General features: G+C 58.4%; 21 protein-coding genes. 20 read left to right on the top strand and 1 reads right to left on the bottom strand.

What is annotated here, in order from left to right; translation table 11 throughout:
* The first annotated feature begins 211 nt into the window (after positions 1-211).
* The 19 genes from EDD75_RS04095 (at position 212) to cdaA (ending at position 24,280) form a co-directional block, all read left to right on the top strand.
* Complete coding sequence (locus EDD75_RS04095) at positions 212-976, top strand: ATP-binding protein (protein WP_211328090.1); 765 nt, start codon at positions 212-214, stop codon at positions 974-976.
* A complete protein-coding gene (gene nuoE / locus EDD75_RS04090; RefSeq protein ID WP_123928512.1) occupies positions 963-1,418 on the top strand; it encodes an NADH-quinone oxidoreductase subunit NuoE in 456 nt (151 codons plus the stop codon). Before EDD75_RS04095 ends, nuoE begins: the two co-directional genes overlap by 14 nt.
* A 26-nt stretch (positions 1,419-1,444) precedes the next feature.
* Complete coding sequence (locus EDD75_RS04085; RefSeq protein ID WP_123930288.1) at positions 1,445-3,289, top strand: NADH-quinone oxidoreductase subunit NuoF; 1,845 nt, start codon at positions 1,445-1,447, stop codon at positions 3,287-3,289.
* Positions 3,286-3,807 carry an NADH-ubiquinone oxidoreductase-F iron-sulfur binding region domain-containing protein gene (locus EDD75_RS04080; protein ID WP_123928509.1) on the top strand — a complete coding sequence of 174 codons (522 nt, stop codon included), beginning with the start codon at positions 3,286-3,288 and terminating at the stop codon, positions 3,805-3,807. The genes EDD75_RS04085 and EDD75_RS04080 overlap by 4 nt, the downstream gene beginning before the upstream one ends.
* Positions 3,808-3,827: 20 nt before the next feature.
* Positions 3,828-6,281, top strand: a complete 2,454-nt coding sequence (locus EDD75_RS04075; protein WP_170157702.1) for a molybdopterin-dependent oxidoreductase — start codon at positions 3,828-3,830, stop codon at positions 6,279-6,281.
* A complete protein-coding gene (gene cooS / locus EDD75_RS04070) occupies positions 6,278-8,227 on the top strand; it encodes an anaerobic carbon-monoxide dehydrogenase catalytic subunit (protein WP_170157701.1) in 1,950 nt (649 codons plus the stop codon). The genes EDD75_RS04075 and cooS overlap by 4 nt, the downstream gene beginning before the upstream one ends.
* Positions 8,220-10,424, top strand: a complete 2,205-nt coding sequence (gene acsB / locus EDD75_RS04065) for an acetyl-CoA decarbonylase/synthase complex subunit alpha/beta (protein ID WP_123928504.1) — start codon at positions 8,220-8,222, stop codon at positions 10,422-10,424. Before cooS ends, acsB begins: the two co-directional genes overlap by 8 nt.
* A 65-nt stretch (positions 10,425-10,489) precedes the next feature.
* Positions 10,490-11,824: an acetyl-CoA decarbonylase/synthase complex subunit gamma gene (gene acsC / locus EDD75_RS04060; RefSeq protein ID WP_123928501.1), complete on the top strand. Its 1,335-nt coding sequence runs from the start codon at positions 10,490-10,492 to the stop codon at positions 11,822-11,824.
* A gap of 10 nt (positions 11,825-11,834) precedes the next feature.
* Complete coding sequence (locus tag EDD75_RS04055) at positions 11,835-13,742, top strand: ASKHA domain-containing protein (protein ID WP_123928498.1); 1,908 nt, start codon at positions 11,835-11,837, stop codon at positions 13,740-13,742.
* Positions 13,742-14,494: an ATP-binding protein gene (locus tag EDD75_RS04050; RefSeq protein WP_123930282.1), complete on the top strand. Its 753-nt coding sequence runs from the start codon at positions 13,742-13,744 to the stop codon at positions 14,492-14,494. The genes EDD75_RS04055 and EDD75_RS04050 overlap by 1 nt, the downstream gene beginning before the upstream one ends.
* 16 nt (positions 14,495-14,510) lie before the next feature.
* Positions 14,511-15,455, top strand: a complete 945-nt coding sequence (locus tag EDD75_RS04045; protein ID WP_123928495.1) for an acetyl-CoA decarbonylase/synthase complex subunit delta — start codon at positions 14,511-14,513, stop codon at positions 15,453-15,455.
* A 12-nt stretch (positions 15,456-15,467) separates the two neighbouring features.
* Positions 15,468-16,265 (top strand): methyltetrahydrofolate cobalamin methyltransferase, encoded by a 798-nt coding sequence (locus EDD75_RS04040; RefSeq protein ID WP_211328089.1) that lies wholly within the window; start codon positions 15,468-15,470, stop codon positions 16,263-16,265.
* Positions 16,266-16,327: 62 nt separating this feature from the next.
* A complete protein-coding gene (locus EDD75_RS04035; RefSeq protein ID WP_123930276.1) occupies positions 16,328-17,167 on the top strand; it encodes a sulfide/dihydroorotate dehydrogenase-like FAD/NAD-binding protein in 840 nt (279 codons plus the stop codon).
* A complete protein-coding gene (gene gltA / locus EDD75_RS04030; protein WP_123928493.1) occupies positions 17,167-18,585 on the top strand; it encodes an NADPH-dependent glutamate synthase in 1,419 nt (472 codons plus the stop codon). Before EDD75_RS04035 ends, gltA begins: the two co-directional genes overlap by 1 nt.
* Positions 18,586-18,864: 279 nt before the next feature.
* Positions 18,865-20,232, top strand: coding sequence for a trigger factor (gene tig / locus EDD75_RS04025; protein WP_123930273.1), 1,368 nt, complete (start codon positions 18,865-18,867; stop codon positions 20,230-20,232).
* Positions 20,233-20,304: 72 nt separating this feature from the next.
* The gene (gene clpP / locus EDD75_RS04020; RefSeq protein ID WP_123928490.1) at positions 20,305-20,904 is read left to right on the top strand and encodes an ATP-dependent Clp endopeptidase proteolytic subunit ClpP; all 600 of its coding nucleotides are present in this window, start codon (positions 20,305-20,307) and stop codon (positions 20,902-20,904) included.
* 23 nt (positions 20,905-20,927) lie between these two features.
* Positions 20,928-22,181: an ATP-dependent Clp protease ATP-binding subunit ClpX gene (gene clpX / locus EDD75_RS04015; RefSeq protein WP_123928486.1), complete on the top strand. Its 1,254-nt coding sequence runs from the start codon at positions 20,928-20,930 to the stop codon at positions 22,179-22,181.
* Positions 22,182-22,346: 165 nt separating this feature from the next.
* Entirely contained in the window at positions 22,347-23,330 is a 984-nt protein-coding gene (locus EDD75_RS04010; protein WP_245963062.1) for a sulfite exporter TauE/SafE family protein, read from the top strand.
* A 140-nt stretch (positions 23,331-23,470) separates the two neighbouring features.
* Positions 23,471-24,280 carry a diadenylate cyclase CdaA gene (gene cdaA / locus EDD75_RS04005; protein ID WP_123928483.1) on the top strand — a complete coding sequence of 270 codons (810 nt, stop codon included), beginning with the start codon at positions 23,471-23,473 and terminating at the stop codon, positions 24,278-24,280.
* Positions 24,281-24,308: 28 nt separating this feature from the next.
* On the opposite strand, the gene EDD75_RS04000 is transcribed toward cdaA, so the two are convergent.
* Complete coding sequence (locus EDD75_RS04000; RefSeq protein WP_123928480.1) at positions 24,309-24,590, bottom strand: YqhV family protein; 282 nt, start codon at positions 24,588-24,590, stop codon at positions 24,309-24,311.
* A 95-nt stretch (positions 24,591-24,685) separates the two neighbouring features.
* Between EDD75_RS04000 and EDD75_RS03995 the strand changes: the two genes are divergently transcribed.
* Positions 24,686-25,891: an MFS transporter gene (locus EDD75_RS03995; RefSeq protein ID WP_245963106.1), complete on the top strand. Its 1,206-nt coding sequence runs from the start codon at positions 24,686-24,688 to the stop codon at positions 25,889-25,891.
* Positions 25,892-25,906 lie beyond the last annotated feature (15 nt).

Genomic DNA, 25,906 nt, shown 5'->3' with positions numbered 1-25,906 from the left:
AAGTAAAACGCGGGCCGGCAGAAGGGGGCGCATTGCGCTCCCTTAAATTTTCCGCGCCCTTCCGTTCCCAAGCGGTTTTTGTGACCAGTAAATTCGCTTTTTGCGCGCTTGAAAGACTAATTTTGCCCGTTAGGTTAACGAGTATTTACAGGCCGGAGGCGGAAATTTTATATTAAGCATCAAAATTAACGGCGAGGCAGGACCTGGCGCTGTGCGGGGAATAAAGATTGCGGTTTCCGGTAAAGGCGGGGCGGGCAAGACGACCCTGGCGGCGGCTTTAATCCGGGCGTACGCGGCTACCCACCGGCGGGTCTACGCCGTAGATGCCGACCCTGATGCCTCACTGGCGCTGGCCCTTGGGCTTTCGCCGGAAGAGGCGGCGGAAATCCGGCCGGTTATTGCGCTTAAAGACCGGATCCGGGAGGTAATGGGCGGCGAAGGGGAGTTTTTCCGGCTGAACCCGGAGTTGGGCAAGGTGCTCGACGATTTCTGTTACCGACTGGACAACATTCTCTTTATTCGCATGGGAGAGCTAAAGAAGGCGGGGACGAGCTGTTATTGCCGGGAGAATGCCTTCCTGAACGCGCTGGTTAGCGCGCTGCTTCTCGAACGGGACGAGGTAGTGGTGATGGATATGCCGGCAGGGATTGAGCATCTTTCCCGTGGAACGGCGCGCGGCGTGGACGTGATGGTGATTGTTACTGAGCCCAACGAGCGAAGCATCCATACCGCTAGGCTGGTGGAAAAGCTGGCCGCGGAGATTGGTGTGCCATGGATCATCGTGGTTGGCAATAAGGTGCGGTCACCGGACGAAGCGGCCAAGGTTGCGGCTGCTTTCCCCGGAAAGGTAAAGGGGGTACTTCCATTCGATGAAATGACCTACCAGGGCGGGGAGCCTGGGGGTGAATTTTTGACGGCAGTGGCAAAGCTGAAAGACGTGCTTGAAGGAGAGCGAAAAGACGATGACCAGCATTGAGGCGCGTGCCCGGGAAATTACGGCGCGGTACAGAGGAAAAGAGGGCGTTTTGGTTCACATCTTAGAGGACCTGCAGGAGGAGTTTGGCTATCTGCCGGAAGAGGCTCTGGCTGTGGTGGCTGCAGAGCGCGGTCTCTCCCTGGCGGAAATTTACGGGGTGGCCTCATTTTACGCGCGTTTCTACTTTACACCGCGGGGCAAGAATATCATCCGGGTCTGCACGGGCACGGCTTGTCACGTCCGGGGTGCATCCCGTGTGCTGGCGAAGCTCGAAGAAGGATTGGGCCTTAAGTGCGGTGAGACGTCACCAGATTTGAAATACACACTCGAGACAGTTAGTTGTGTAGGATGCTGCGCTTTGGCTCCCGTGGTAGTTGTGAATGAGCGGACGCAACAGGTGCTCGACCCTGGTAAGGTTCTGTCGGTTCTGAAAAAGGAGTGAGGCTGTTGGCCAGGATTGAAAGCCGGATGGCGCTTGAGGCCTTGGCAAAGAAATTGGCGGCTGAGCGGGCACAGGTTCAAAAAAAAGTCAAAGTCTGCATGGGCACCGGCTGTATGGGCGGCGGGGCGGAGGAGATTTTCCGGGCTTTTCAAGAGGAGGTAGAACGCCAGGGATTGGAGGCAAAGGTGGTCCCGGTAGGGTGCCAGGGCTTCTGCCAGGGCGGGCCAATTGTATCTGTAGAGCCTTACCAGTTCTTCTTGAACAAGGTTTCAGTTTTTGACGTTCCCAAAATAGTCGATATTGCCCTTCGTCGTGGTGGTGAGCTCCCGCAACATTTTTACCGTGATCCGGAGACGGGAATGGTCTGCCGCCGGAAAAAGGATATGCCCTTTTACCGTTACCAGACGCGGATCGCCATGAAGGATCTTGGCGAAATTAACCCGATGGACATTGAGGACTACATTGCCGTTGGGGGTTATCTCGCTCTGGCTAAGGCGCTTACCGAAATGCATCCGGAAGAAGTGATAGAAGAGGTCAAGAAGTCGGGACTGAGGGGACGCGGCGGTGCAGGTTTTCCTACGGGGAGGAAGTGGGAAGGGGCGCGCCGGGCACCGGGGGAGAAGAAATACGTCATCTGTAACGGCGACGAGGGCGACCCGGGGGCCTTTATGGACCGCTCGATTATGGAGGGAAACCCGCACTCCGTCCTAGAAGGAATGTTAATCTGCGCTTATGCCATTGGTTCCGATGAAGGCTATATCTATGTTCGCGCTGAGTACCCCTTGGCGGTTAAGCGCCTTGAGCTCGCTATAGAGCAGGCCAAGGAACGCGGCCTTTTAGGCGAACGGATCCTCGGCACTAACTTCAACTTCGACCTGCACGTGAAGAAAGGCGCGGGCGCGTTCATCTGCGGTGAGTCAACGACGCTGATGATTTCCATCGAGGGGAAGCGCCCTGCACCGCGGGTAACCCCGCCCCGGTCAGTCGAACAGGGGTTATGGGGAATGCCAACCTGTCTCAATAATGTAGAGACCTTCGCCAACATTCCGGCTATTATTCTGAACGGTGGCGATTGGTACGCGCAGTACGGTACCGAGGGGTCCAAGGGGACGAAGGCCTTTTGTATCACGGGAAAGACGCGTAACACCGGGCTGATTGAGGTGCCAATGGGGATGACCCTTAAGGAAGTTGTTTTTAAAGTAGGCGGCGGTGTTATGGGGGAAGGGAAGTTCAAGGCGGTTCAGACCGGCGGCCCGTCTGGCGGGTGTATTCCTGATGCGTATATCGACGCGTCGGTCGATTTCGAATCGCTCACGCGGCTCGGGTCGATGATGGGTTCCGGTGGGATGGTAGTGGTTGACGACAGAACCTGTATGGTTGATTTTGCCCGGTTTTTCTTGTCTTTTACCCAGCGTGAGTCTTGCGGCAAGTGCCCGCCCTGCCGGATCGGCACTTACGAGATGCTCCAGATACTCGACCGGATTGTAGCCGGCAAAGGAGAAGAGGGGGATATTGAGCGTCTCGAGGCGATCGGGCGGATGGTGAAAAAAACATCACTCTGTGGTTTGGGACAGAGCGCGCCGAATCCGGTACTTTCGACTATCAAGTATTTTCGGGCGGAATACGAGGCGCACATCCGCCAGAAGCACTGTCCGGCCGGTGCTTGCACCAGCCTTGGTAACTATGTAATCGATGAAGATTGCGTTCTCTGCGGCCTCTGCCAGCAGAGCTGTCCCTACGGTGCGGTACTGGAGGAGCGGGACCGCTTTTACATTGAAAACACCCTGTGTCAAAAGTGCGGCACGTGTATCGCGGTCTGCCCGACAGGCTGCATCCGCGTTGAACCGGGGGTAAAGGAGGAGGCGGTATGACCGGCACAACCTGTGCGGTGACGCAAGCGTACGAGGAGTACCTGGCCTTTACCGAGGAGCGGCTGTGCGGGCGCTGCCTTCCCTGCCTAACTGCGGCCCCGTTGATTATCGATATTTTTCGGCGCTTGCGGCAGGGTACCGCAACGTCCGCGGATATTGACCAACTGGAGAAGATCTGCGCCGAGGTTTTTATCACGGCGCTCTGTAAACACGGGCAAAAAGCGGTAGAGAAAATCTCACGGGTTATTAGTGACTACCGCACAACTTTTGAAACGCACGCGCGGGATAAGCGCTGCCCGGAACGCTCCTGTGAGAAGTTACTGCAGTACGCAATTAATCCCGGGCGTTGCACCGGGTGCGGTAAATGCCGGGAGATTTGCCCCGCAGGAGCGATTGTTGGCGAGCCCTTTATCCCCTTCCGGACGGATAACCATCCTTACGTGATCATCAGGAATAGGTGTACGCGCTGTGGTTTGTGCCTGACAGTTTGCGAAGAAAAGGCGATAGAAGTGGCCTGAAGACGAGGGGGAAGCAAAAAGTGGCCGATTCTGTAACCCTAACTATTGATGGCCGGGAAGTTTCGGTTCCTGAGGGGACTACAATTCTGCAAGCCGCGGCGGCAGCCGGAATTGCGATACCGCACCTCTGCTACTGTCCGGGACTAAAAGGAACAGGAGCCTGTCGCCTCTGTGTGGTTGAGATTGAAAATGTCCGGGGGCTTGTGGTTTCCTGTATGCGCAAAGTGAGTCCGGGGATGGTTGTCCGGACCAGTACGGAACAGATCCGCGAGGCCCGTCGGTTTGTCCTGGAACTCTTGTTTTCCCGCCACCCCGGGCTTTGCCTGAGCTGCGAGAAAAGCGGCGCCTGTAAATTGCAGCAGTACGCTTACGAACTCGGCATCGAACACCCTTCCTTCCCGGTGCGCGATCCGGGGTATCCGGTGGATGAGGACAACCCGTTCATCATCCGCAACTACAATCTCTGTATCCTCTGTGGCCGGTGTGTGCGGGTGTGCCGGACGCAGGGGAGCGATATTCTCGACTTCATGCGGCGGGGGATTGAAACCAAGGTGGCCACCCCCCTCGAGAAACCGCTCTTGGAGGCGGGCTGCGACTTCTGCGGCAGCTGCGTGGGGGTTTGTCCCACGGGGGCTTTGATAGAGAAACAGCGGCGCGGCAAGGGGCGCGAGTGGGAATTCAGCAAGGTGGAGAGCTACTGCGGTTATTGCGGCAGCGCCTGTCACCTCTATCTTAACCTTAAGCGAGACGAGATCGTAAAAGTCTCTACGGAGGCGCCGGCGGATTATCTGTGCGTGCGCGGGCGCTTTGGTTACGGTTACTTGACCAGTGAGGCAAGGCTTACTACGCCTCTTATCCGCAGGAATGGTGAACTGGCGGAAGCGGATTGGGCGGAGGCACTCGGTTTAGTTGGGGCGCGCATCCGGGAATTGCGGGAAAAGCACGGACCGGACGCCATCGGCGGTATCGTGGGTGGCACGGTTACGAACGAGGTCGCTTTTGCCTTTTATAAATTTTTCCGCGAGGGACTGGGTACCGCGAATGTTGACAGCGGCGTGCGGTTCACCGGCCTTGCGGTGCTGCAGCAGCTCGGCCGCATGGTTGGCAGCCCCGAAGCCTACGCCTCACTTGCGGATATCGAAAACGCCAAAGTGATTTTAGTGATAGGTGATGTATGGCGCCGGGTTCCGGCAGTGTGGGGCCAAATTAAGCGGGCGGCCGACAATAAAGCCAGGATTATCTATCTTGGGTTTTATGAAGGACGGCCAACCAGGGTGGCCAAGGTCTGGCTCCGGGCATTTCCCGGAACTGAGCACCTGGTTCTGCAACAACTCGCGGGGGCGGTTCTGGCCCGCCTTGGCGAGGAGCGCCGCAAGATCGAGGCCCTGCCAAACTTCGGCGCATTCACTGCGGGATTAGCGGCGGCGGAAGGCAGGCCTACGGGGGTAAGCCCCGAAGAAATAGCCACGGCGGCGGAAATCTGGGCCGAGACGGGACAAAAAGGTGTTGTGGTTTTGGCCGTAGACGGGGTAACTGAAGATACGGCATACGCGGCCTGGAACCTGAACCTCCTGACGGGCAGAACCGCGAAGGCGCTCTTCTTGGGACATTCGCTGCTCAACGCGCACGGTGTCTGGCGGATGGGGGCGCTTGCCGCCAAAAATAGCGCGATAGAGGAGCGGGGGCTGACAACTGCGGCAATGCTTGCCGCGGGTTCACCCCTCCGCGGGCTTTACGTTTTGGGAGAGGACCCCGTGGCGTCTTTTCCCGGGTGCGGGATGGTGCGGGATAGGCTCGCGCGGCTTGAGTTCCTTGTCGTGCAGGATCTTTTTCTGACCGAAACGGCCCGCATGGCGGATGTGGTTTTGCCTCTGGCTACACATATCGAGACCGGCGGGACCGTTTGGAATGTGGAAGGCAAGTTGCGTCAGGGTAAGCAGGTATTGCCGGCGAAAATTCCTCTTCCTGTGCAGGTTTTTGCTGAATTGGCGTCGAAAATAGCGCTTGACTCAGGATACGATTTTGATGTCCAATTAACCGGTGGTACGGCAGCAGGAGCGGATGATTGGAAGGGATATTCTTGCAGTACACCATGCCCGGAATTCCTGCCGGTAACGGTGGCGGTGGAAGAACGGCAGGAAGGAGAGTTATGGCTTGTGCCTCTTGCTTCCCGCTTCGGCTTTTACGACCATTCAAGAGTAGCGCATACTAATCTGCGGTATCTTTCTTTCCGCGACGACGGTATTGCTCTTTCGCCGGCGGATGCCGGGAGGTTGCAACTGGCGGAAGGCACAAGAGTTAACATTACAAGTGTTTACGGCGCGACCACTGGTGTTGTGCGCATTGATGCCGCTCTCATGCCCGGGGTGGTAACCATGCCGGCCTTTGCGGCGCAAACCAATGTGCTTCTAGCCCCCGGGGTTGCATGTGGGCCGGTTAAAGTCGAGATACGGAAATCACAAGAGGAGGCATGAAGCTTAAGGCCGTGAACGAGAAAGCACTTACTAATTGCTCTGCCAGCCAGCAAATGCTCGCCAAGACCACCCGGGAAGGGGTGGAAACGGCGTTTCACCGCGCGCTTAAGAAAAAGCCGTGTCCTTACGGGGTTGGCGGCACCTGCTGCCGCATCTGTTATATGGGGCCTTGCCGGGTGAGTGATAATGCTCCGGGTGCGGCTACCGGCGTCTGCGGTGCCACTGCGGAGACAATTTCGGCGCGGAATTTCGGGCGGATGATCGCTGCAGGGGCGGCCGCGCACAGCGACCACGCGCGGGAGGTGGCCCTGACGTTCCTGGCGGCGGCCCGTGGGGAGGCGCCTGGTTTTGAGATCCGGGACGAGGAAAAGTTACGGGCCGTCGCGGCAGAATTGGGGATTGAGGCGGCAGGTAAAAACAAGAACCGGCTTGCCGAGGAGGTTGGTTTGAAGCTGCTGGCAGAGTTTGGCCAGCAGGAAGGGGAACTACACTTTATTCGCCGGGCGCCGGCAAAGCGTCAGGAGGTGTGGCAGCGCCTGGGTGTTGTACCCCGGGGCATCGACCGCGAAATCGTGGAGATGATGCACCGGACTTCGGTCGGGGTGGATCAGGAATACGTGCACCTGATGCTGCACGGGATGCGGACTTCACTGGCTGACGGCTGGGGCGGTTCCATGATCGCTACGGAGTTGCAGGATATCCTTTTCGGGACGCCGGTGCCGATCCGGGCCAAGGTGAACCTGGGGGTGCTGAAAGCCGACCAGGTGAATATTATCGTCCACGGTCATGAGCCGCTGTTACCCGAGCTCATGGTGGCGGCGGCCAAAGATGAAGAGTTGTTGCTTGCGGCACGCGGGGTTGGTGCCAACGGCATCAATATCGCGGGCATTTGTTGCACCGCAAACGAGATTTTGATGCGCAAAGGGGTTCCGGTGGCCGGGAGCGTGCTGCAGCAGGAGCTGGCGATCGCCACCGGGGCGGTTGACGCGATGGTGGTCGACGTTCAGTGTGTGATGCAGGGGCTCGGTACGGTAGCCCGTTGCTACCATACGGAGCTCTTTACCACCTCTTCCCGGGCACAGATTCCGGGGGCGATTCACCTTGAATTTAACCACGAAAACGGCTTTGAAGTAGCGCGGGAAATAATCCGGCGGGCTATCGCCAACTTCCCCAAGCGCCGGGCGGTGGAAATTCCTACCGAAGAGGTAGATCTCGTCGCCGGTTTCAGCCACGAGACGATCAATTATATGCTTGGCGGGCGCTTCCGCGCTTCGTACCGGCCACTTAACGACAATATCATTAACGGTCGCATTCGCGGTGTGGCCGCAGTTGTTGGCTGTTCCAACCCGCGGGTGCGTTTTGGTGACCTTCATACAACCATTGTTCGGGAATTGATCGCCAATAACGTCCTCGTTCTGGTTACCGGATGCGCGGCGATCAACTGCGCGAAGGAGGGGCTCTTGATCCCGGAAGCGGCGGAACTTGCGGGCTCCGGCTTGCGAGAGGTTTGCGAAGCGGTGGGGATGCCGCCGGTGCTCCACTGCGGTTCGTGTGTTGATAATAGCCGGCTCCTGGTGGCGGGCACGGCGATTGTGAAGGAAGGCGGTTTAGGTGAGGATCTCTCTGAGGTTCCGGTCTGTGGTTGTGCCCCCGAATGGATGAGCGAAAAGGCGATCTGTATCGGCCAGTACTTCGTCACGAGCGGGGTGACGGTTGGCTTCGGGGTAGCCTTCCCATCGACGGGGAGCGAAAAGTTTTCTGACTACCTTTTTGGTGGGATCAAAGAGCATGTCGGCGCTACCTGGTTTTTCGAACCCGATCCGATGGCGATGGCGCGGCAGATCATTACTATTCTAGATGAAAAGCGGAAGGCCCTCGGTATCGACGTCGCGAGGGAGCGGGTGCTCTACGATATGGAGATGAGGAGGAAGCTCGAAGTTGTCTAAGATCATTGCGACTGCGGCAATTAGAGGTGCCCACAAGATAGTTGGCCGGGCTGAGGAGTCGTTGCGCCAGGCGCTGGAGACTTACGGGCCGGATGCGCCGGTAGCTTTTCCGAATACCGGGTATTACCTGCCGGTGATCTACGGGATGACCGGGATGGTGGTAGAAAAAGTGGGTGATCTCGTGCCGGTTCTCGAGCGGGCTAAAGCGCTTCTCCCGCCCGTGCCGTCGGAGAAGGTCTGGTTGCCTTACTTAGGTCCGGCGCTGGATGCGGGCATGGCGACCCTGTTCGCCGATGAGATTATCGAGGCGATCAAGTACCTTGGTACGCCCCCTTACACGATGACTTCCAAACCCACGGACGACAACCTCTGGCTGGGGGCGGCGGACGATGTGATCCTTCGGAAACGGGGTATCGAGTTCGTTGACGGCACGGCACCAGGTTTTGCCGCTGTCGTCGGCGCCGCGCCGACAAACGAGATTGCGGTAAAAATTGCCCGCGAACTCCAGGAGAAGAACCTTTACGTCTTCATGTCGGCGGAGACCGACGGGCGGAGCTTCGCGGAGCAACTTGCGGAAGAAGGTGTGGAGCTTGGTTGGGAAACCCGGCTTGTCCCCTTCGGCAAGGATATTACCGCGACCGTTTTTTCGCTCGGCTTTGCCGCCCGGGCGGCCATGTCTTTCGGTGGGGTGAAGCCCGGCGATTTCCGCCGCGTCTTGCTTTACAACAAGAACCGGATCTTCGCTTTCGTTATCGCGCTCGGTTACGTCGACGACGAGAAATACGCCCAGGCGGCGGGAGCGATCAACTTCGGTTTCCCGACGATCGCCGATACCGATATCCCGCAGATATTACCTACGGGTATTTGCACTTACGAGCACGTGGTTTCCAACGTGCCGCACGATAAGATAGTTAGCCGGGCGATCGAGGTCCGGGGCTTGAAGATCACTGTAACGAAGGTTCCGGTTCCTGTTGCTTACGGTCCGGCTTTCGAGGGTGAATCCGTCCGCAAAGGCGACATGCACGTGGAATTCGGTGGCCAGCGAACACCGGCCTTCGAGCTGGTGCGGATGCGGGATGCGGCAGAAGTGGAGGACGGAAAGATTGAGGTTATCGGGCCAGATGTGGATACGGTGCCCGAGGGCGGCCGGCTGCCGCTCGGGATTGTCGTTGACGTTTACGGCCGGAAGATGCAGGAGGATTTCGAACCGGTACTGGAACGGCGGATCCATTACTTTATTAATTATGCCCAGGGTGTTTGGCACATGGGCCAGCGCGACATTAACTGGCTCCGTATCTCCAAAGCGGCCTTCAAACAGGGCTTCCGGCTGCGCCACTTTGGGGATATTCTTTACGCGAAAATGAAGTCGGAGTTCGCCAGCATCCTCGACCGGGTGCAGGTAACCATCTACACTGATGAGGCCAAGGTGCTCGAGATGCGGGAAGAAGCACGGCGGATTTACGCCCACCGGGACGAGCGGTTGAAGGCGCTCAGCGACGATACGGTCGATACCTTTTACTCCTGCACTCTCTGCCAGTCATTTGCGCCCACGCATGTATGTGTAGTCCTGCCGGAGCGGGTGGGGCTCTGCGGTTCGGTAAGCTGGCTCGACGCCAAGGCGTCTTACGAGATCAACCCCCACGGGTGTAACCAGCCCGTGCCTAAAAAGGACGTAATTGACCCGGTAAAGGGGCAGTGGCAGTCTTGTAACGATTTTATTTTCCAGAATTCGCGCGGCACCATCGAGCGGGTCAACTTCTACACGATTATGGAGTACCCGCTCACTTCCTGCGGCTGCTTCGAGGCCATCATCGTGATGCTTCCCGAGTGCAACGGCTTCATGATTGTCAACCGGGAGCACGCGGGGATGACGCCTTGCGGCATGACCTTCTCCACGCTGGCCGGCATGATCGGCGGCGGGGTGCAGACGCCGGGGTTCATGGGCATTGGCAAGGCCTACCTGGCTTCGAAAAAGTTTATTATTGCCGATGGGGGCTTGGCACGCATTGTCTGGATGCCGAAGGACTTTAAAGAGCAGATGCGTCACGTGCTGGAGGAACGGGCGGAAGAATTAGGACTCGGCCGCGACTTTCTCGATAAGATTGCCGACGAAACGGTTGGCGTCACGGCGGAGGAAATTCTCCCCTTCCTTGAAGAAAAGGGGCACCCGGCGCTGACGATGGATCCGTTGCTGTAGGGCGCAATTTTTGGGGTTTTGAATTCTTTTTAATAAAGAAAAAATTAAAGAAGAGAGGTAGGGATATGGCGCTTACCGGATTAGAAATTTACAAGCTTCTGCCTAAAACCAACTGCAAGGAGTGCGGCCAGCCGACCTGTCTCGCTTTTGCTATGCAGCTTGCGGCGGGCAAAACCTCGCTGGAGAAATGCCCTCATGTGAGCGAGCAGGCGAAGGAGGCTCTGGGCGCGGCTTCCGCGCCACCGATCGCGCTCGTTAAGATTGGTAGTGGGGAGCGGGTACTTGCGATCGGTAACGAGACGGTGCTTTTCCGGCACGACAAGCGCTTCGAGCACCCTGCGGGTATTGCCATCACGGTAGCGGATAACCTGCCGCCGGAGGAGCTTGCTTCCCGGGTGGAAGCGATTAACCGCCTCTGCTTTGACCGGGTGGGCCAGATGCACTGCGTGGACTTAGTTTTTGTCGAAAATAGATCGGGAGAGCCGGCAACCTTTGCGGCGGCTGTAAAGGCCGTGAAGGAGAAGACAAACCTCGGGATAATCCTGGGCAGCGAGAACCCCGATGCGGTTGCGGCGGCGCTCGGTGAGGTGGCGGCGCAACGGCCGCTCGTTTATGCGGCCACGGCGGCGAACTACGAGAAAATGGCCGCCCTTGCCAAGCAGCATGGTGTGCCCTTGGCGGTAAGGGGAGAGAACCTATCAGACCTGGCCGACCTAGTAAACAAGGTTGTGGCCATGGGCGCGAAAGAGCTCGTGCTTGATACGGGCGCCCGTGAGGTGAACCAGGTTCTTGCCGACCAGACGCAGCTCCGGCGGCAGGCCCTCAAACGCTTCCGGCCTTTTGGTTACCCGAGCATTGTCTTTGCTATTGATCCGGACCCGGTCCGGCGGGTTTTGGAGGCGGCGGTGCCACTGGCTAAGTACGCGGGGATTATTGTGCTTGATACCGTTGACCCGGCGGAAATCCTACCGCTTATTACGCTGCGCCTAAATATCTATACCGATCCGCAGAAGCCGATCGCGGTGGAGCCGAAGATTTACGAAATCGGTGCCGTCACGCCGCAGTCTCCCGTCTTCGTCACTACCAACTTCTCACTTACCTATTTCTGCGTAGCGGGCGACGTGGAGGCCTCCCGGGTGCCAGGATACATCCTCACCGTCGATACGGACGGAACTTCGGTCTTGACCGCCTGGGCGGCGGGGAAATTTACTCCGGAGAAGATCGCGGCGGCACTGAATGAGAGCGGGATTGCCGACCGGGTGGGGCACCGGAAGGTTATCATCCCCGGCGGCGTGGCGGTTTTGAGCGGCAAGCTCCAGGAGCTCTCGGGATGGGAGGTTCTGGTGGGTCCCCGCGAGTCGGCCGGCATTCCAGCGTTTTTAAAACAGTTCTGGGCTTAAGGGGGCCGTCATGCCGGGAAAGACGGTTCTCTTTCTCCCGGATAAGCTTTCGGTTACGGTAGAGCCAGGCCAGACGCTTCTCCAGGCAGCAACCAAGGCGGGGATCACGCTACGCGGCGCGTGTGGCGCCAAAGGGGTCTGCGGCCGCTGCCGTGTCCAGGTTAAAAGTGGTAGGGTAAGCCTTTCCGGCCAGGGCAGGATTACTCCGGAGGAGGCGGCGGCGGGCTGGGTTCTCGCCTGCCTCGCGGTCCCGGAGGATGAGGTTACCGTTTACGTTCCCGAGGAATCAAGGCTTACGGAGCACCGCGTGCTCCTTGAGGAGCGCGAGTCAGGGGTTCTGACGGCTATTGAAACGGCAGAGACCTCCCTGCGGCCGCTTTTCGGGCGCCGTCTCGTCACGCTGGCGCCGCCGACGCTGAGCGACAACACGGACGATTACGGACGGCTGACCTGGACCCTCCAGCAACACGGGGAAAGGGCGCCGTTTTGGGCGGGTTACGCGCTGCTGCGCAGCCTCCCGCGGGTGCTACGGGAGGCGAACTGGCAGGTGGCCGTTGAGTTGGCGGCGGTCGAGGGCGCAACGGAGATTCAGGGGGTTATCCCTGCCAGTGGCGACCTGAAGGGGCCCTTTGGTCTTGCCGTAGACATCGGGACGACTACGGTGGCGGCAGAGCTGGTAGACCTTGCCACCGGAAACGTGGTCGCAACGGCGGGAACATATAACCGCCAGGCGGCTTTTGGGGACGACGTGATTTCGCGGATCATCTACGCCACCGAAACTGCCGGCGGCCAGGCGGCGCTCCGGGAGGCGGTAACGGAGACGGTAAACGGGCTGGTTGGCGAATTGCTGCGTCTTCGCGGTTTGAACCCGGAGGATGTCCGGGCGGTGGTTTGTGCCGGGAACACGACGATGGTGCACCTTTTCCTCGGGATAGATCCGACCTACATCCGCCTCGAACCTTACATCCCGGCGGTCAACATGCCGCCCCCGGTCAGAGCTGCCGAACTGGGTCTTGCTGCGCACCCGGAGGCGTGGGTTTACTGCCTTCCGGGAGTTGCGAGCTATGTCGGCGGCGATATAACGGCGGGGATCAAGGTTTCCGGTATCGCGGCGGCGGAACCGCTCAGCCTCTTCCTTGATATTGGCACCAACGGGGAGATGGTCCTAGGAAATCAGGAGTGGCTTATGGCCTGTGCCTGCTCGGCGGGACCGGCTTTCGAAGGAAGCGGGATTACCTGCGGGATGCGGGCGGTGTCCGGCGCGATCGAAGCGGTGCGGGTTCTCCCGGGTGGCTTTGAGGTGATTTACCGAACCGTTGGGGGAGAGAAACCGCTCGGTATCTGCGGTTCCGGGTTAATCGATCTGCTGGCTTCCCTCCACCAGGCCGGTGTCATAGACCGGGGCGGCCGGTTTGTGCCGGATCAGGAGTCGCCGCGGGTCCGGGAAGGCAGCGAAGGTCTGGAGTTTGTGCTGGCGTGGGAAAATGAGACGGGTACCGGTAGAGAAATTTTCGTCACGCAGGCCGACATCCAGAACCTGATGCGGGCAAAAGCGGCCGTTTTTGCCGGGATCAGGACTCTCTTGGCGAATGTGGGGCTGCCGCTCGAGGCGGTGGAAAAGGTTTTTATCGCGGGTGGATTCGGGAGATTCTTGAATATCCGGGACGCAATCGCGATTGGGATGCTTCCCGATCTACCACTCGAGCGTTATACTTATATTGGCAACAGTTCCCTTAAGGGAGCGCGTCTGGCGCTTCTCTCGCAGGCGGTTTGGGAAGAAATGAAGGCAATTGCCCGGCGGGTCACTTACGTGGAACTCAGCGTCGGCAATCGCTTCATGGAAGAGTTTATGTCGGCGCTCTTCCTGCCGCACACCGATTTAAGCCTTTTTCCGTCGCTAGGAAAGGAACGTGATTGATGTTTATTGCGGTAGCAGGTAAGGGAGGCACGGGGAAGACCACCTTCGTGGCGCTGGTGATCAAGCACCTACTCAAAGCGGGCAAGCGGCCCATTTTGGCCGTGGATGCAGACGCCAATGCGAATCTATCGCAGGCACTGGGAATTGAAGCGCCCGATTCAATTGCCGATATTATGCGGGCGGTATCGGAGGACCGCGAGAGCATCCCGGCGGGGATGACCAAGGACAGGTACGTTGCTTACCGGATTCACCAGTCCTTAGCCGAAGGGAAAGACGTAGATGTACTGGTAATGGGGGGGCCGGAGGGACCCGGCTGTTACTGTTACGTGAATAATCTCTTGCGCGGCTTCCTCAAAGATTTGGCGGCAAACTACCGTTATGTGGTGATGGATAACGAGGCGGGGCTTGAGCACTTAAGCCGCCGGACCACCCAAAACGTGGATGTTCTTTTTATCCTTTCCGATGCGACGGTTAGGGGGGTCCGTTCGGCCGGGCGCATCCGGGAGTTGGCCGATAGTTTGAAGCTGGGGGTCAAGAAAAAATACTTGGTCATCAACCGGGGACAGCCCGCCGATATAAATGTGTTGTGGCCGGAAATTGAAGCTACCGGCCTTGAATATGCGGGGTTGATTCCTGCGGATCCGGCGGTGACCGAATACGATCTTCACTCCCGGCCACTTGTTTCCCTGCCGGACGATTCGCCGGCGGTGGTAGCGGTCGGTGAGATTCTATCGCAAACAAAAATTTTGTAGGAAGGTTGGGGTAACGATGACGGTGGCAATCGCCAAAGAACGGTGGGCCAGCAGGTGTCTTGAGACGGTTCTCGGCACCGGCCCGAGGCAGGTCAAAGTGGGGGGCGACGCGACACTGCCCTTCCTCCACTTCGAAGGGGAAATCCCGAACCCTCCGGTGGTGGCACTCGAGGTTTTCGATGCACCGCCCCAGGAATGGCCGGAGTTTCTGACCGGGGCTTACGAAGGGGTTCTGAGCGACCCGGTAGCCTGGGCGAAAAGGTGCCAGGATTACGGGGCTGATCTTGTGGCGCTGCGGTTGACGCGCACCCACCCGGACGGGGAAAATGCTTCACCGGAAGAGGCAGCACGGGTGGCGGCTGCGGTGGCCGAAGCGGTTGAGGTGCCGCTCATTGTGCTTGGCTGCGGCGTGGAGGAAAAAGATGCCGCGGTTCTTCCAGAAGTGGCTAGTGCCCTGTCTGGCAGGAATTGCCTCCTTGGCTGCGCGACTCAGGAGAACTATAAGTCGATCGTTGCGGGCTGTATCGCCAACGGACATGCGGTAATCGCCTCCAGCCCGCTTGACATTAACCTGGCAAAGCAGCTCAACATCCTGATCACCGAGATGAACCTGGAGCCTAACCGGATCGTGATCGACCCCTCGATCGGTGCTCTTGGTTACGGAATCGAGTATGCCTACTCGATCATTGAGCGGGTGCGTACTGGGGCGCTGATGGGGGACAAGATGCTTTCCATGCCGGTGATCCTGTTAGTTGGGCAGGAAGTCTGGAAGACCAAAGAGGCGAAGACACCCGACACGGCGGAGTGGGGGGAGCATAAGAAGCGGGCCATTTTGTGGGAGGTAACCACGGCCGTCTCCCTCATTCACGCTGGCGGTCACATTGCCGTGGTGCGCCACCCGGAATCGTTGCAGTACATCAAGGAGCACATTGCCAAGATGATGCAGCCGCAGAAATATTAAGAGGAGGCGAGAATGGTGATTTTAATTGGCGAGCGCATCAACGGGATGTTCAAAGACATCCGCGAGGCGATTATAAACCGCGACCCGGAGCCCGTTAAAAAACACGCCATCCTGCAGACGCAGAACGGCGCGCGGTATCTCGATATCAATACCGGCCCGACAGTAGCGGCGGAGGACCAGCCGGCGGTAATGGAGTGGCTTGTAAAGGTGGCGCAGGAGGCAAGTCCGCTGCCATGCTGTATCGACTCCACGAACCCGGATGCCATCGAGGCGGGTTTGCGTGTCCACCGGGGTAAGGCGATGATCAACTCCACCACCGCCGACCAGTGGAAGATGGACATTTACTTCCCGATGGCGGCCAAATACGGGGCGGCCATCATCGGACTGGCGATGAACGAAAAAGGCGTCCCGAAAGACGCGCACGACCGGTTGGCCTTGGCGATGGAGTTGGTGGCCAATGCAGATGCCCACGGGATTCCGTTAGATGAGCTGTATATCGATCCCCTTGTGTTACCGGTGAACGTAGGCCAGGACCACGGACCGGAGGTCCTGGAGGTTATCCGGCAGGTGAAGCTCCTGGCGACTCCGGCGCCGCGGACGGTCGTAGGTCTTTCAAATATTTCCCAGCGCTGCCCGAACCGGCCGCTCATCAACCGCACCTTCCTGGCGATGGCGATGGCCTGCGGGCTGGATGCGGCCATTGCGGACGTAGAGGACAGCGAGCTGGTGGACGTTGCCGCTACGGCGAACATTATCTTAAATAAGGAGATTTATTGCGATTCTTACTTGAAGACCTTCCGGCAGCGTTAAAAGGTAATCCCCCCAACGTAGGGGGGATTTTTACTACGTTATATGGAGGGGGGATCGTGGCGGTGAACAGGATTGTGAAAAAAAAGGTCCTGGCGCCGGCCGTAAAGCTTATTGAGGTTGAGAACCATCTGATCGCCAAGAAGGCGCAACCGGGCCAGTTTGTGATTCTGCGGGTCCATGAAAAAGGGGAACGGATACCGCTGACGATTTCGGACTACGACCGGGAGAAGGGGACGGTTACCATCATTTTTCAAGAAGTCGGTAAGACCACTACGCTTCTCGGGCGGCTTGAGGAAGGGGACCGCATCCTCGACCTAGTGGGGCCTCTCGGTAAACCCACCCACCTCGAGGGGTTGCAGCGAGTGGTCGTTGTCGGCGGCGGGCTTGGGACGGCGCTGGTGTTTTCTCAGGTCAAGGAGTTGCACAGGCGCGGGACGAAGGTTGACTGCATCATCGGCGCACGCAACAAGGACCTGATCATCCTCGAGGAGGAGATTAAACCGTACTGCGCAAACCTCTATATCGCTACGGATGATGGCTCCAAGGGGCATAAGGGATTTGTTACCGACGTTTTGAAAAGACTGCTCGACGAAGGAAACAGGTACGACCGGGCAATCGCCGTCGGCCCGCTCATCATGATGAAGGTGGTGAGCAACCTTACGCGACAATACGGGTTGCCAACGGTGGTGAGCATGAACCCGATAATGGTGGACGGCACGGGAATGTGTGGCTGTTGCCGGCTTACGGTGGGCGGCCAGACGAAGTTCGCCTGCGTTGACGGGCCGGAGTTCGATGGCCACCTGGTCGATTTTGACGAGGTGATCAAGCGAACGGCCATGTACCGGGAAGAGGAGAAAACGGCCATGGAGCTGCTCCAGCGTAGCTTGAAGGAGGGAGTTTGATGGCGGAGCCCAGGCGTAAGCCCAACCTGGTAAAGACCAAGGTGCCGATGCCGGCGCAGGACCCGCAGGTCAGGATTAAGAATTTCGACGAGGTTGCTCTCGGCTACACTCCCGAGCAGGCGGTGGAAGAGGCCCGGCGCTGCCTCCGGTGCAAGGAACCGCGGTGTGTGCAAGGCTGTCCGGTAAACGTAAAAATTCCCGAGTTTATTATGCTCATTGAAGAGGGGAAGTTTCTCGAGGCCTATTATAAGATACTAGAAACCAACAACCTGCCGGCGATCTGCGGGCGGGTCTGTCCCCAGGAGAACCAGTGCGAAAAACATTGCCTGCGGGGAGAAAAAGGGGAACCGGTCGCGATTGGCCGGCTCGAGCGCTTTGCGGCCGATTACGCGGCCTCTTGCGGGGAACCCCGCCACGAGCCTACGAACCCTGCGCCGCCAAAAGGAAAGGTTGCGGTAGTCGGCTCCGGACCGGCCGGTCTTACCTGCGCTGCCGACCTCGCCAAAATGGGTTACCAGGTGACCGTATTCGAAGCGTTCCATACCCCCGGAGGGGTTCTGGTTTACGGGATTCCGGAGTTCAGGCTGCCAAAGCGCGTGGTGCAGCGGGAGATTGACAACCTGAAAAAGCTCGGCGTAGAGATTCAAACCAACATGGTAATCGGTAAGATCCTGAGTGTTGACGAGCTTTTCTCAGAGGGCTACGACGCGATTTTTATCGGCACCGGGGCGGGGCTGCCGCAGTTTTTACGGATACCCGGGGAAAATCTCAACGGGGTGTTCTCGGCCAACGAGTTTTTGACCCGCATTAACCTGATGCGGGCTTACCGGTTCCCCGAATACGATACGCCCATCAAGATCGGCCGACGGGTGGCTGTTATCGGCGGTGGCAACGTGGCGATGGATGCCGCGCGTTGTGCGCTCAGGCTAGGTGCCGCGAAGGTTTACATCGTTTACCGGCGTTCGGAAGAGGAGATGCCGGCGCGACGGGAAGAGATTCATCACGCTAGGGAAGAGGGAGTCGAATTCAAACTGCTCACCAATCCCGTGCGTATCCTGGGTGATGATAACGGTTGGGTCAAGGGGCTAGAGTGTGTGACGATGGAGCTTGGCGAGCCCGACGCTTCGGGAAGGAGAAGACCGGTTCCGAAGCCCGGGTCGGAACATTGTCTCGAGGTCGAAACGGTGATCATCGCGATCGGCACTACGCCCAACCCGCTTATTGCCAACACTACGCCCGGGCTTGAGCTCACGAAGTTCGGGGGGATAGTGGTGGACGAAGCGACCGGCCAGACCAGCCGGCCCGGAATCTTTGCCGGCGGTGACAGCGTGACGGGGGCGGCAACGGTGATTCTGGCGATGGGGGCAGGGAAAAGGGCGGCTAAGGCGATAGACGCATACCTTGCCGCCAGACGGTAGTTGCAAGAAGGTCTTGCTTATTCCGGGGAAGGCATGTTTTGCCAGGCCTTCCGGGGGCGCGTGGCGAGTGAGGTATTGCTTTCTTTAATCTTCTTTGGCTATAATAAGTAAAGGTGAAGTACCAGGGAGTTTCCCTGGTTCTCTTTTTCGGTGCATCTTACCAACCGGAGGAGGATAAAATTTAAAGGACTTTCCGGGTAGGCGCCGAATACCTTGATTTACTTTATGCTTTGTTGCCAAATAACTTCTTAAAGAAGCCGAGGGAGTGGTGTAAGTTTGGTGCGGGCTACGGCAGAACGATTGGCGAACAGTACGGTCCTCCTGGAGGTAGAGGTAGAGGCGGAGCGTTTCAGTCAGGCGGTGGAGCGCGCTTGCCGCAAACTTGCTAAAGATGTTATCATCCCGGGTTTCCGGAGGGGCCGGGTGCCGCGGGTGATCCTGGAGCGGTACATCGGTAAGGAAACCCTTTATAACGAGGCCGCGGCGCTGATGATGGGAGAAGCCTACCCGGTGGCGGTGAAGGATACGGGGATCGAACCGGTGGCGCAGCCTGAGGTAGAGGTTGTTCAGGCGGAGGAAGGAAAGCCCTTGGTTTTCAAGGCCAAGGTTGAGGTTAAGCCGGAGGTTGAGCTGGGGCAGTACCAAGGAATAGAGGTTACGAAAAAAGTGAAGCCGGTTACCCCTGAGGACATCGAAGCGGAACTCGAGAGGTTGCGTAACCGTTACGCTCGCCTGACAACGGTGGAAGATGGGGTTGTGGCTGCCGGCGACATTATAAAAATAGACTATAAAGGAACCGTTAATGGTAAGGCTTTCCGCGGAAGCGCAGTGAAGGGAAGAGAAATTGAAGCGGGGCGCGGCTATCTTATCCCGGCGTTGGACGAGGCGCTCATCGGCATGCGGACTGGCGAGACGAAAGAGGTAAAGATCACCCTTCCCGCTGATTATCCTGACGAAAGAGTGGCGGGCAAAGAGGCCGTTTTTGAGGTGACGGTGCGGGAACTTCGCCGGAAAGAGCTGATGCCGCTCAACGATGATTTTGCCAAGGAAGTGAGCGAGTTCGATACGCTCGCGGAGCTCAAGGCGGATGTTGCCCGGCGGTTGCAGGAAGCGGCGGCGAACGAAGCTGATCTTCTCCTCCGCCAGGAAGTGGTGGCGCGGGCGGTGGAGAACGCCAAGGTGGAGCCGCCGCCTTCCATGGTGGAGAACCAGGTAGAGGAAATGCTTGAGGACATGGTGGCTACCGTAGAGGGGCGCGGGGTTTCGCGGGAGCGCTTTTTTGAAATCATGAATACAACTCCCGAGGAGATGCGGGAGCGGCTGCGCGGCGACGCCGTGCGGACGATCAAGACCCGGCTGGTCCTCGATGCGGTGGCGAAAGCCGAAGGGCTTGAGGTAACCGAAGCGGAGATTGAGGCGGAGTTGCAAAAACTCGCCGGGCTTTACCGGCACGATCCGGGAGAGCTGCGCAAGGTCTTCGAGGCGACCGGGCGGCTCGAAGTGGTCCGGCAGAAGTTGCTCCGCGACAAAACAGTTGAGTTTTTGGTGGAGAAGGCGATAATAAAAGAAGAAGCGCCGGAACCTGCTGCCGGAGTTGCGGCACCGGAGGCTATAACTGAGGAAACCGGTACCGCGGCGAAGGCTTAGCAGGAAAGCCGTCTTGAATTTGCCTCTTTATCAAGGGGAGGCTGAAGGTTTATGATAAAAAGGGGTGGTTAGATGTCGACGCTGGTGCCTATCGTCGTTGAACAGACAAACCGCGGTGAGCGGGCTTACGATATATACTCGCGTCTGCTCAAGGACCGGATAATCTTTATCGGCGGAACAATCGACGATTACCTCGCCAACCTGGTAATCGCTCAGCTTCTCTTCTTGGAGGCGGAGGATCCGGAGAAGGATATCCACCTCTACATCAATTCGCCGGGCGGGCTGGTTACGGCAGGAATGGCGATTTACGACACGATGCAGTATATCCGGCCTGACGTTTCGACGATCTGTTTGGGGCAGGCCGCAAGTATGGGGGCCTTCCTGCTGGCCGCTGGAGCTAAGGGGAAGCGCTTTGCGCTTCCTTACGCACGGATCATGCTCCATCAGCCACTCGGCGGTGTGCAGGGGCAGGCGACCGAGGTTGAGATCCATGCGCGGGAGATACTCCGCGCCAAGCGGGTACTCAACGAGCTCCTCGCGAAACATACCGGGCAGCCGTTTGACAAGGTAGAGCGAGATACAGAGCGGGATTTCTTTATGTCGGCACAGCAGGCGAAGGAGTACGGTATCATCGATGAAGTGATCACGATGCGGAAGAAACAGCCGAAGTAGGCTCTAAGCGAGGTGGATTCTTTATGTTTAACAATGATAAGGGGCACCTAAAGTGCTCTTTCTGCGGCAAACACCAGGACCAGGTTAAGAAGTTAGTGGCGGGCCCGGGTGTTTATATCTGTGACGAGTGCATTGAGCTTTGCAACGAGATTATCGAGGAGGAGTTAAGTGAGGATCTCAGCGCGGAGTTGCGCGATGTGCCGACGCCGCGGGAGATCAAGGAGTTTCTCGACCAGTACGTTATCGGGCAGGAGCACGCCAAGAAGATCCTCTCGGTGGCGGTTTATAACCACTACAAGCGGGTCAACCTGGGTGGAAAGATTGAGGATGTTGAGCTGCAGAAGAGCAACATTCTAATGCTGGGGCCTACGGGCTGTGGCAAGACGTTGTTAGCACAGACCCTGGCCCGGATGCTTAACGTACCCTTCGCCATTGCGGACGCCACTTCGCTGACCGAGGCCGGCTACGTGGGTGAGGATGTCGAGAACATCCTTCTCAAGCTCATCCAAGCGGCCGATTACGACATCGAAAAGGCCGAAAAGGGTATCGTCTATATTGATGAAATCGATAAGATCGCGCGGAAATCCGAGAATCCCTCAATCACCCGCGACGTTTCGGGTGAGGGTGTGCAACAGGCGCTGCTGAAAATTCTCGAAGGGACAGTAGCGAGCGTGCCGCCGCAGGGTGGGCGAAAGCATCCCCACCAGGAGTTCATTCAGATTGACACGACGAATATCCTTTTCATCTGCGGCGGCGCTTTTGAGGGGATAACCAAGATCATCCAGAACCGGGTGAGCGCGAAGACGATGGGCTTCGGCGCAGAGCTTGTGGTGCGGAAGGACCAGAACGTTGGTGAGATTTTGCGCCAGATTCTGCCGCAGGACCTGCTGAAGTTTGGGCTCATTCCGGAGTTTGTGGGCCGGCTGCCGGTGATCGTCACGCTCGACCCGCTCACGGAAGATGACTTGGTGCGGATTCTTACCGAGCCGCGCAACGCTTTGGTCCGCCAGTACGAGAAGCTTTTCGAGCTCGACGGGGTGACCCTCGAGTTCCAGCCCGAGGCGCTGCGGGCGGTGGCCCAGGAAGCGATCCGGCGTAACACCGGCGCCCGGGGGCTACGGGCGATTCTCGAAGAGATTATGCTCAACGTGATGTACGATATCCCTTCGCGGGGCGACGTCACCAAGTGCGTCATTTCAAGAGATACGGTTTTGAAACGCGAGCAGCCGCTGATTGTGACTGTTGACCGGAAAAAGAAAAAGGAAGGCGCCGTTTAGGCGAATTGAAACGCAGGATATACAGAGGGCCGTCCGTGGTGGCGGCCCTTTGTTTTCGGTGACGGCGGTCCGGAATCTGCTTGACCTGCGGGTGTTGGCCTGTTAAACTGAAAAAAAGAGAATTATTTCACAAAAAGAGGCCCGTGGCGAAATATGAGGGGAGGGGTGGCGGTGCATTTCCCGGTGGCGGGGATCGATGTTTTCCCTCTGGTTCCGCCCCTGGTGGCTCTGGCTGTCGCTACTTTTACGGCGCCAGCCGGAGTTTCCGGTGCTTTTCTGCTGTTGCCGTTCCAGGTTAGCGTTCTCGGTTTCACAAGCCCGGCGGTGAGCCCGACCAACCTCGTTTACAACATCGTGGCCATTCCCGGGGGGTTATGGCGCTACATCCGGGAAGGGCGGATGGCCTGGCCGCTGACTTGGGTGGTGGTCGCGGGCACGCTGCCGGGGGTTTTTGCCGGGGCAATCATTCGCTTGCGATACCTCCCGGATCCTCGCTCCTTCAAGTTTTTTGTCGGTCTGGTGCTCCTCTATCTCGGGGGGCGGCTCCTCTACGAGATGACCGGCCGGTACGCCAAGGGGCGGGAGAGGCTCAGAGCCCTCGAGGCCAAATTCCGGGAACGGGTGGCGGGACTTAAGGCGGAACAGCGGGCAAAAGTTGCCTCCGGACTGCCTGCGGAAGCGGTGGTGCGGACGGTGCGCTTTACCCCGCTGGTGGTGGAGTATGAGTTCTGGGGCGAGCGTTTTTCCTTCAGCGTGCCGGTTCTTTCTCTGCTCGCGCTGGTGGTGGGAGTGATTGGTGGAATCTACGGCATTGGGGGCGGTGCGATCATCGCACCTTTTTGCTGCGCTGTGTTGGGGCTGCCCGTTTACACGGTGGCCGGGGCGGCGCTCTGCGGCACTTTCTTGACCTCGGTCGTAGGGGTGATCTACTATACGCTCTTATCCCCGTTCTACCGGGGAATGACCGTGAGCCCGGACTGGCTCTTGGGAGCACTCTTCGGGATTGGCGGGCTGGCCGGAACATACTTTGGTGCGCGCCTCCAGAAGTTTTTGCCGGAGCGCTTGATCCGAGGGTTTTTAGGGGTTCTGGTCACGGGGCTCGCCCTCCAGTACATCTACCAGTACTTCTGCGGTGGGGCCAGGCGGTAGGCTTATGGGGAGGTAAACGTGCGGGCGGGGAAGCCCTGGGGTGATTTTTCAGCAGGAACCGGTAAGTCGGGCCGCGAACCTTTATTAAGGAGTGAGGGCGCGGCTTAAGTTTTTCAGGGGACGCCCGGAAGGAGGTTACTATGCTTCCCGTAGAACTTTCACCCCGTCTGATACTGAACGTGGTGGACGTGGTGTTCGTTGTGCTCATAGCTTATTCAGTTTACAGCCTGATTCGGGGGACCCGGGCGGTGCAGCTGTTGAAAGGACTGCTGGTCTTGGCCGCGCTTACGGGGATTGCCCATTGGTTGCGGCTGACGCTTTTAAGCTGGATTCTGGAAAAGATCTGGACGGTTGCTTTCGTGGCCGTGGTCATTATCTTTCAGCCCGAAATCAGACGGATGTTAGAGAAGCTTGGCCGGGGTGCTCCTCTCCTCCGGGCGATTGGGGCGGGGGAAGGCGAGCAGGCCGTGGGACAGGTGGCTGCGGCGGTGGCGGAATTAGCACGCACCCGGACGGGGGCGCTGATTGCCTTCGAGCGGGAGACGGGGCTGAGAGAGTTCGCCGAGGGCGGGATACTGCTTGATGCACTGGTTTCGCGGGAATTGCTGCTGACGATCTTTGAACCGCATACGGCGCTTCACGATGGTGCCGTCATCATCCGGGATGATCGCGTGGTAGCGGCGGGTTGTTTCCTCCCCCTTGCGGCGCAGAAGGTTCTCCCGTCTCACCTCGGCAGCAGGCACCGGGCGGCGGTAGGTTTAAGCGAGCTAACCGACGCGTTAGTGGTGGTTGTCTCTGAGGAAACGGGTACGGTGAGCCTTGTGGCGGACGGGAAACTTGAGCCGGCTGGCGAACCGGATAAGCTGGTGGCGGTTTTGAGCGAGCGCCTCCGGGATAAGAGGAAAATTTGGGGCCGGGGAGACAGGCGGCGAAAGGGCGGCGCGACTTAGATGATCGCTTTGACTGGCGGAGGGGCTGCTACGAGCGGAGGTGGTGGAGGCCGAGAAAGATGAGTGCTACCCCGGCAAGAACGCTAGTGAGTCCAACGGGGGAAAGCCGTCCGGCCAAGCCGCAGAGGCCTAGAAAGGTAACGGTACAGAGGACGGCTGGACCGACGAAACTCAGCACGGCGTTGATTTTAAAGGCCGTTTCCACCCGCCCAAAATAGAGCATCAGTAATGCGGCCGAAAATTCGATCCCGGAAGAAAGAAAGCGTATTCCGGCCATTCCCCACACCACCGGATCGTAAACGGTAAACAATTCCTTCCCTCCCGAAGATGCCCTCTCCGCTTGGAGAAAGGCTATGATTTTTTCAGGGCGTATATGCCATACGCGACGCGAAAAAATAAGTGCTGATGAAGAAGCTCTACCTTCCGGTGCTCGCCGGGGTTCCCCTAATAATGGTATTGGGGAATTCGATGCTTATTCCGGTTTTGCCGGCGATGAAGAAGGCGTTAGGTATCTCTTCCTTTCAGGCGGGTCTCATCATTACCCTCTTCTCGGTGCCGGCGGGACTGGCAATTCCCTGCACCGGTTTCTTTGCGGACCGGTTCGGCAGGCGGGCGGTACTCCTACCGGCCCTTGCGCTCTACGCCCTCGGTGGTCTTGCTGCCGGATGCAGCGCAATCATCGCCGGGAAAGAGGCTTTCCTTTTTATCCTCCTCAGCCGGGCTTTGCAAGGAATAGGTGCGGCCGGGACCGCACCGGTAGCCATGACCTTGGCCGGCGACCTCTTCGGTGGTGCCGCGCGGAGCCGGGCGCTCGGTTTCCTGGAAGCGGCCAACGGCGTAGGGAAGATCATGAGCCCGATTCTTGGTGCCGCCATTGGTCTTTTCGGCTGGTTCTATCCGTTTTTTGTCTTCCCAATCCTTGTTTTGCCCGTACTTCTGGCGATCCTCTTCTTGATTCCGGAGCCTCCGACCCGCCGCCAGGTCCCGGGCTTAAAGCAGTATTGGTTGACGCTCGGGGCCGTCCTAAGGCAGAAGGGCAGGAGTTTAGGGGGCATCTTCTTTGCCGGTGCGACGGCGCTTTTAGTCCTTTTCGGGCTGCTCTTCTTCCTCTCGGAGTATCTGGAGACTGCTTTCAGGGCGGGGGGGACCCACAAGGGGCTGCTCCTTGCCGTGCCGGTCTTTTTTATGTGTGTTGCCGCCTACCTTACCGGGTGGGCGATTAAAAGGCGTCTCAACCTGATGCCGTTCGTCGTGGTGACGGGGCTGCTGCTCATAACGGGGGCGCTTCTATCGCTTATTTTCTGCTGCGGCACGGTTCCCTTTTTTACGGCGGTGAGTGTTGCTGGCGTGGGGACAGGCCTGACCCTTCCCTGTCTTAATACCCTGGTTACTTCGAGCGTTGGTCCTAATGCCCGGGGGATCGTCACTGCCCTCTACGGCGGGGTGCGCTTCTGGGGCGTGGCAGTAGGTCCCCCGCTTTTTGGTTTCCTGCTTTCCTACTCCAGGGGAGCGGCTTTTGCTGTGGCCGGGACGCTAACGGGACTTGCAGCGCTGGCGACCCTCCTTTTCGTCCGCGGCAGCGTGATTGCCAATCCGCTACGGGCCCCTTAACAGCTGCCTCGGGTT

It is taken from the genome of Thermodesulfitimonas autotrophica (assembly GCF_003815015.1).
Taxonomy (GTDB): domain Bacteria; phylum Bacillota; class Desulfotomaculia; order Desulfotomaculales; family Ammonificaceae; genus Thermodesulfitimonas; species Thermodesulfitimonas autotrophica.
The sequence above is the reverse complement of the archived record's forward strand: the minus strand, read 5'-3'. Positions and strand labels throughout refer to the sequence as shown.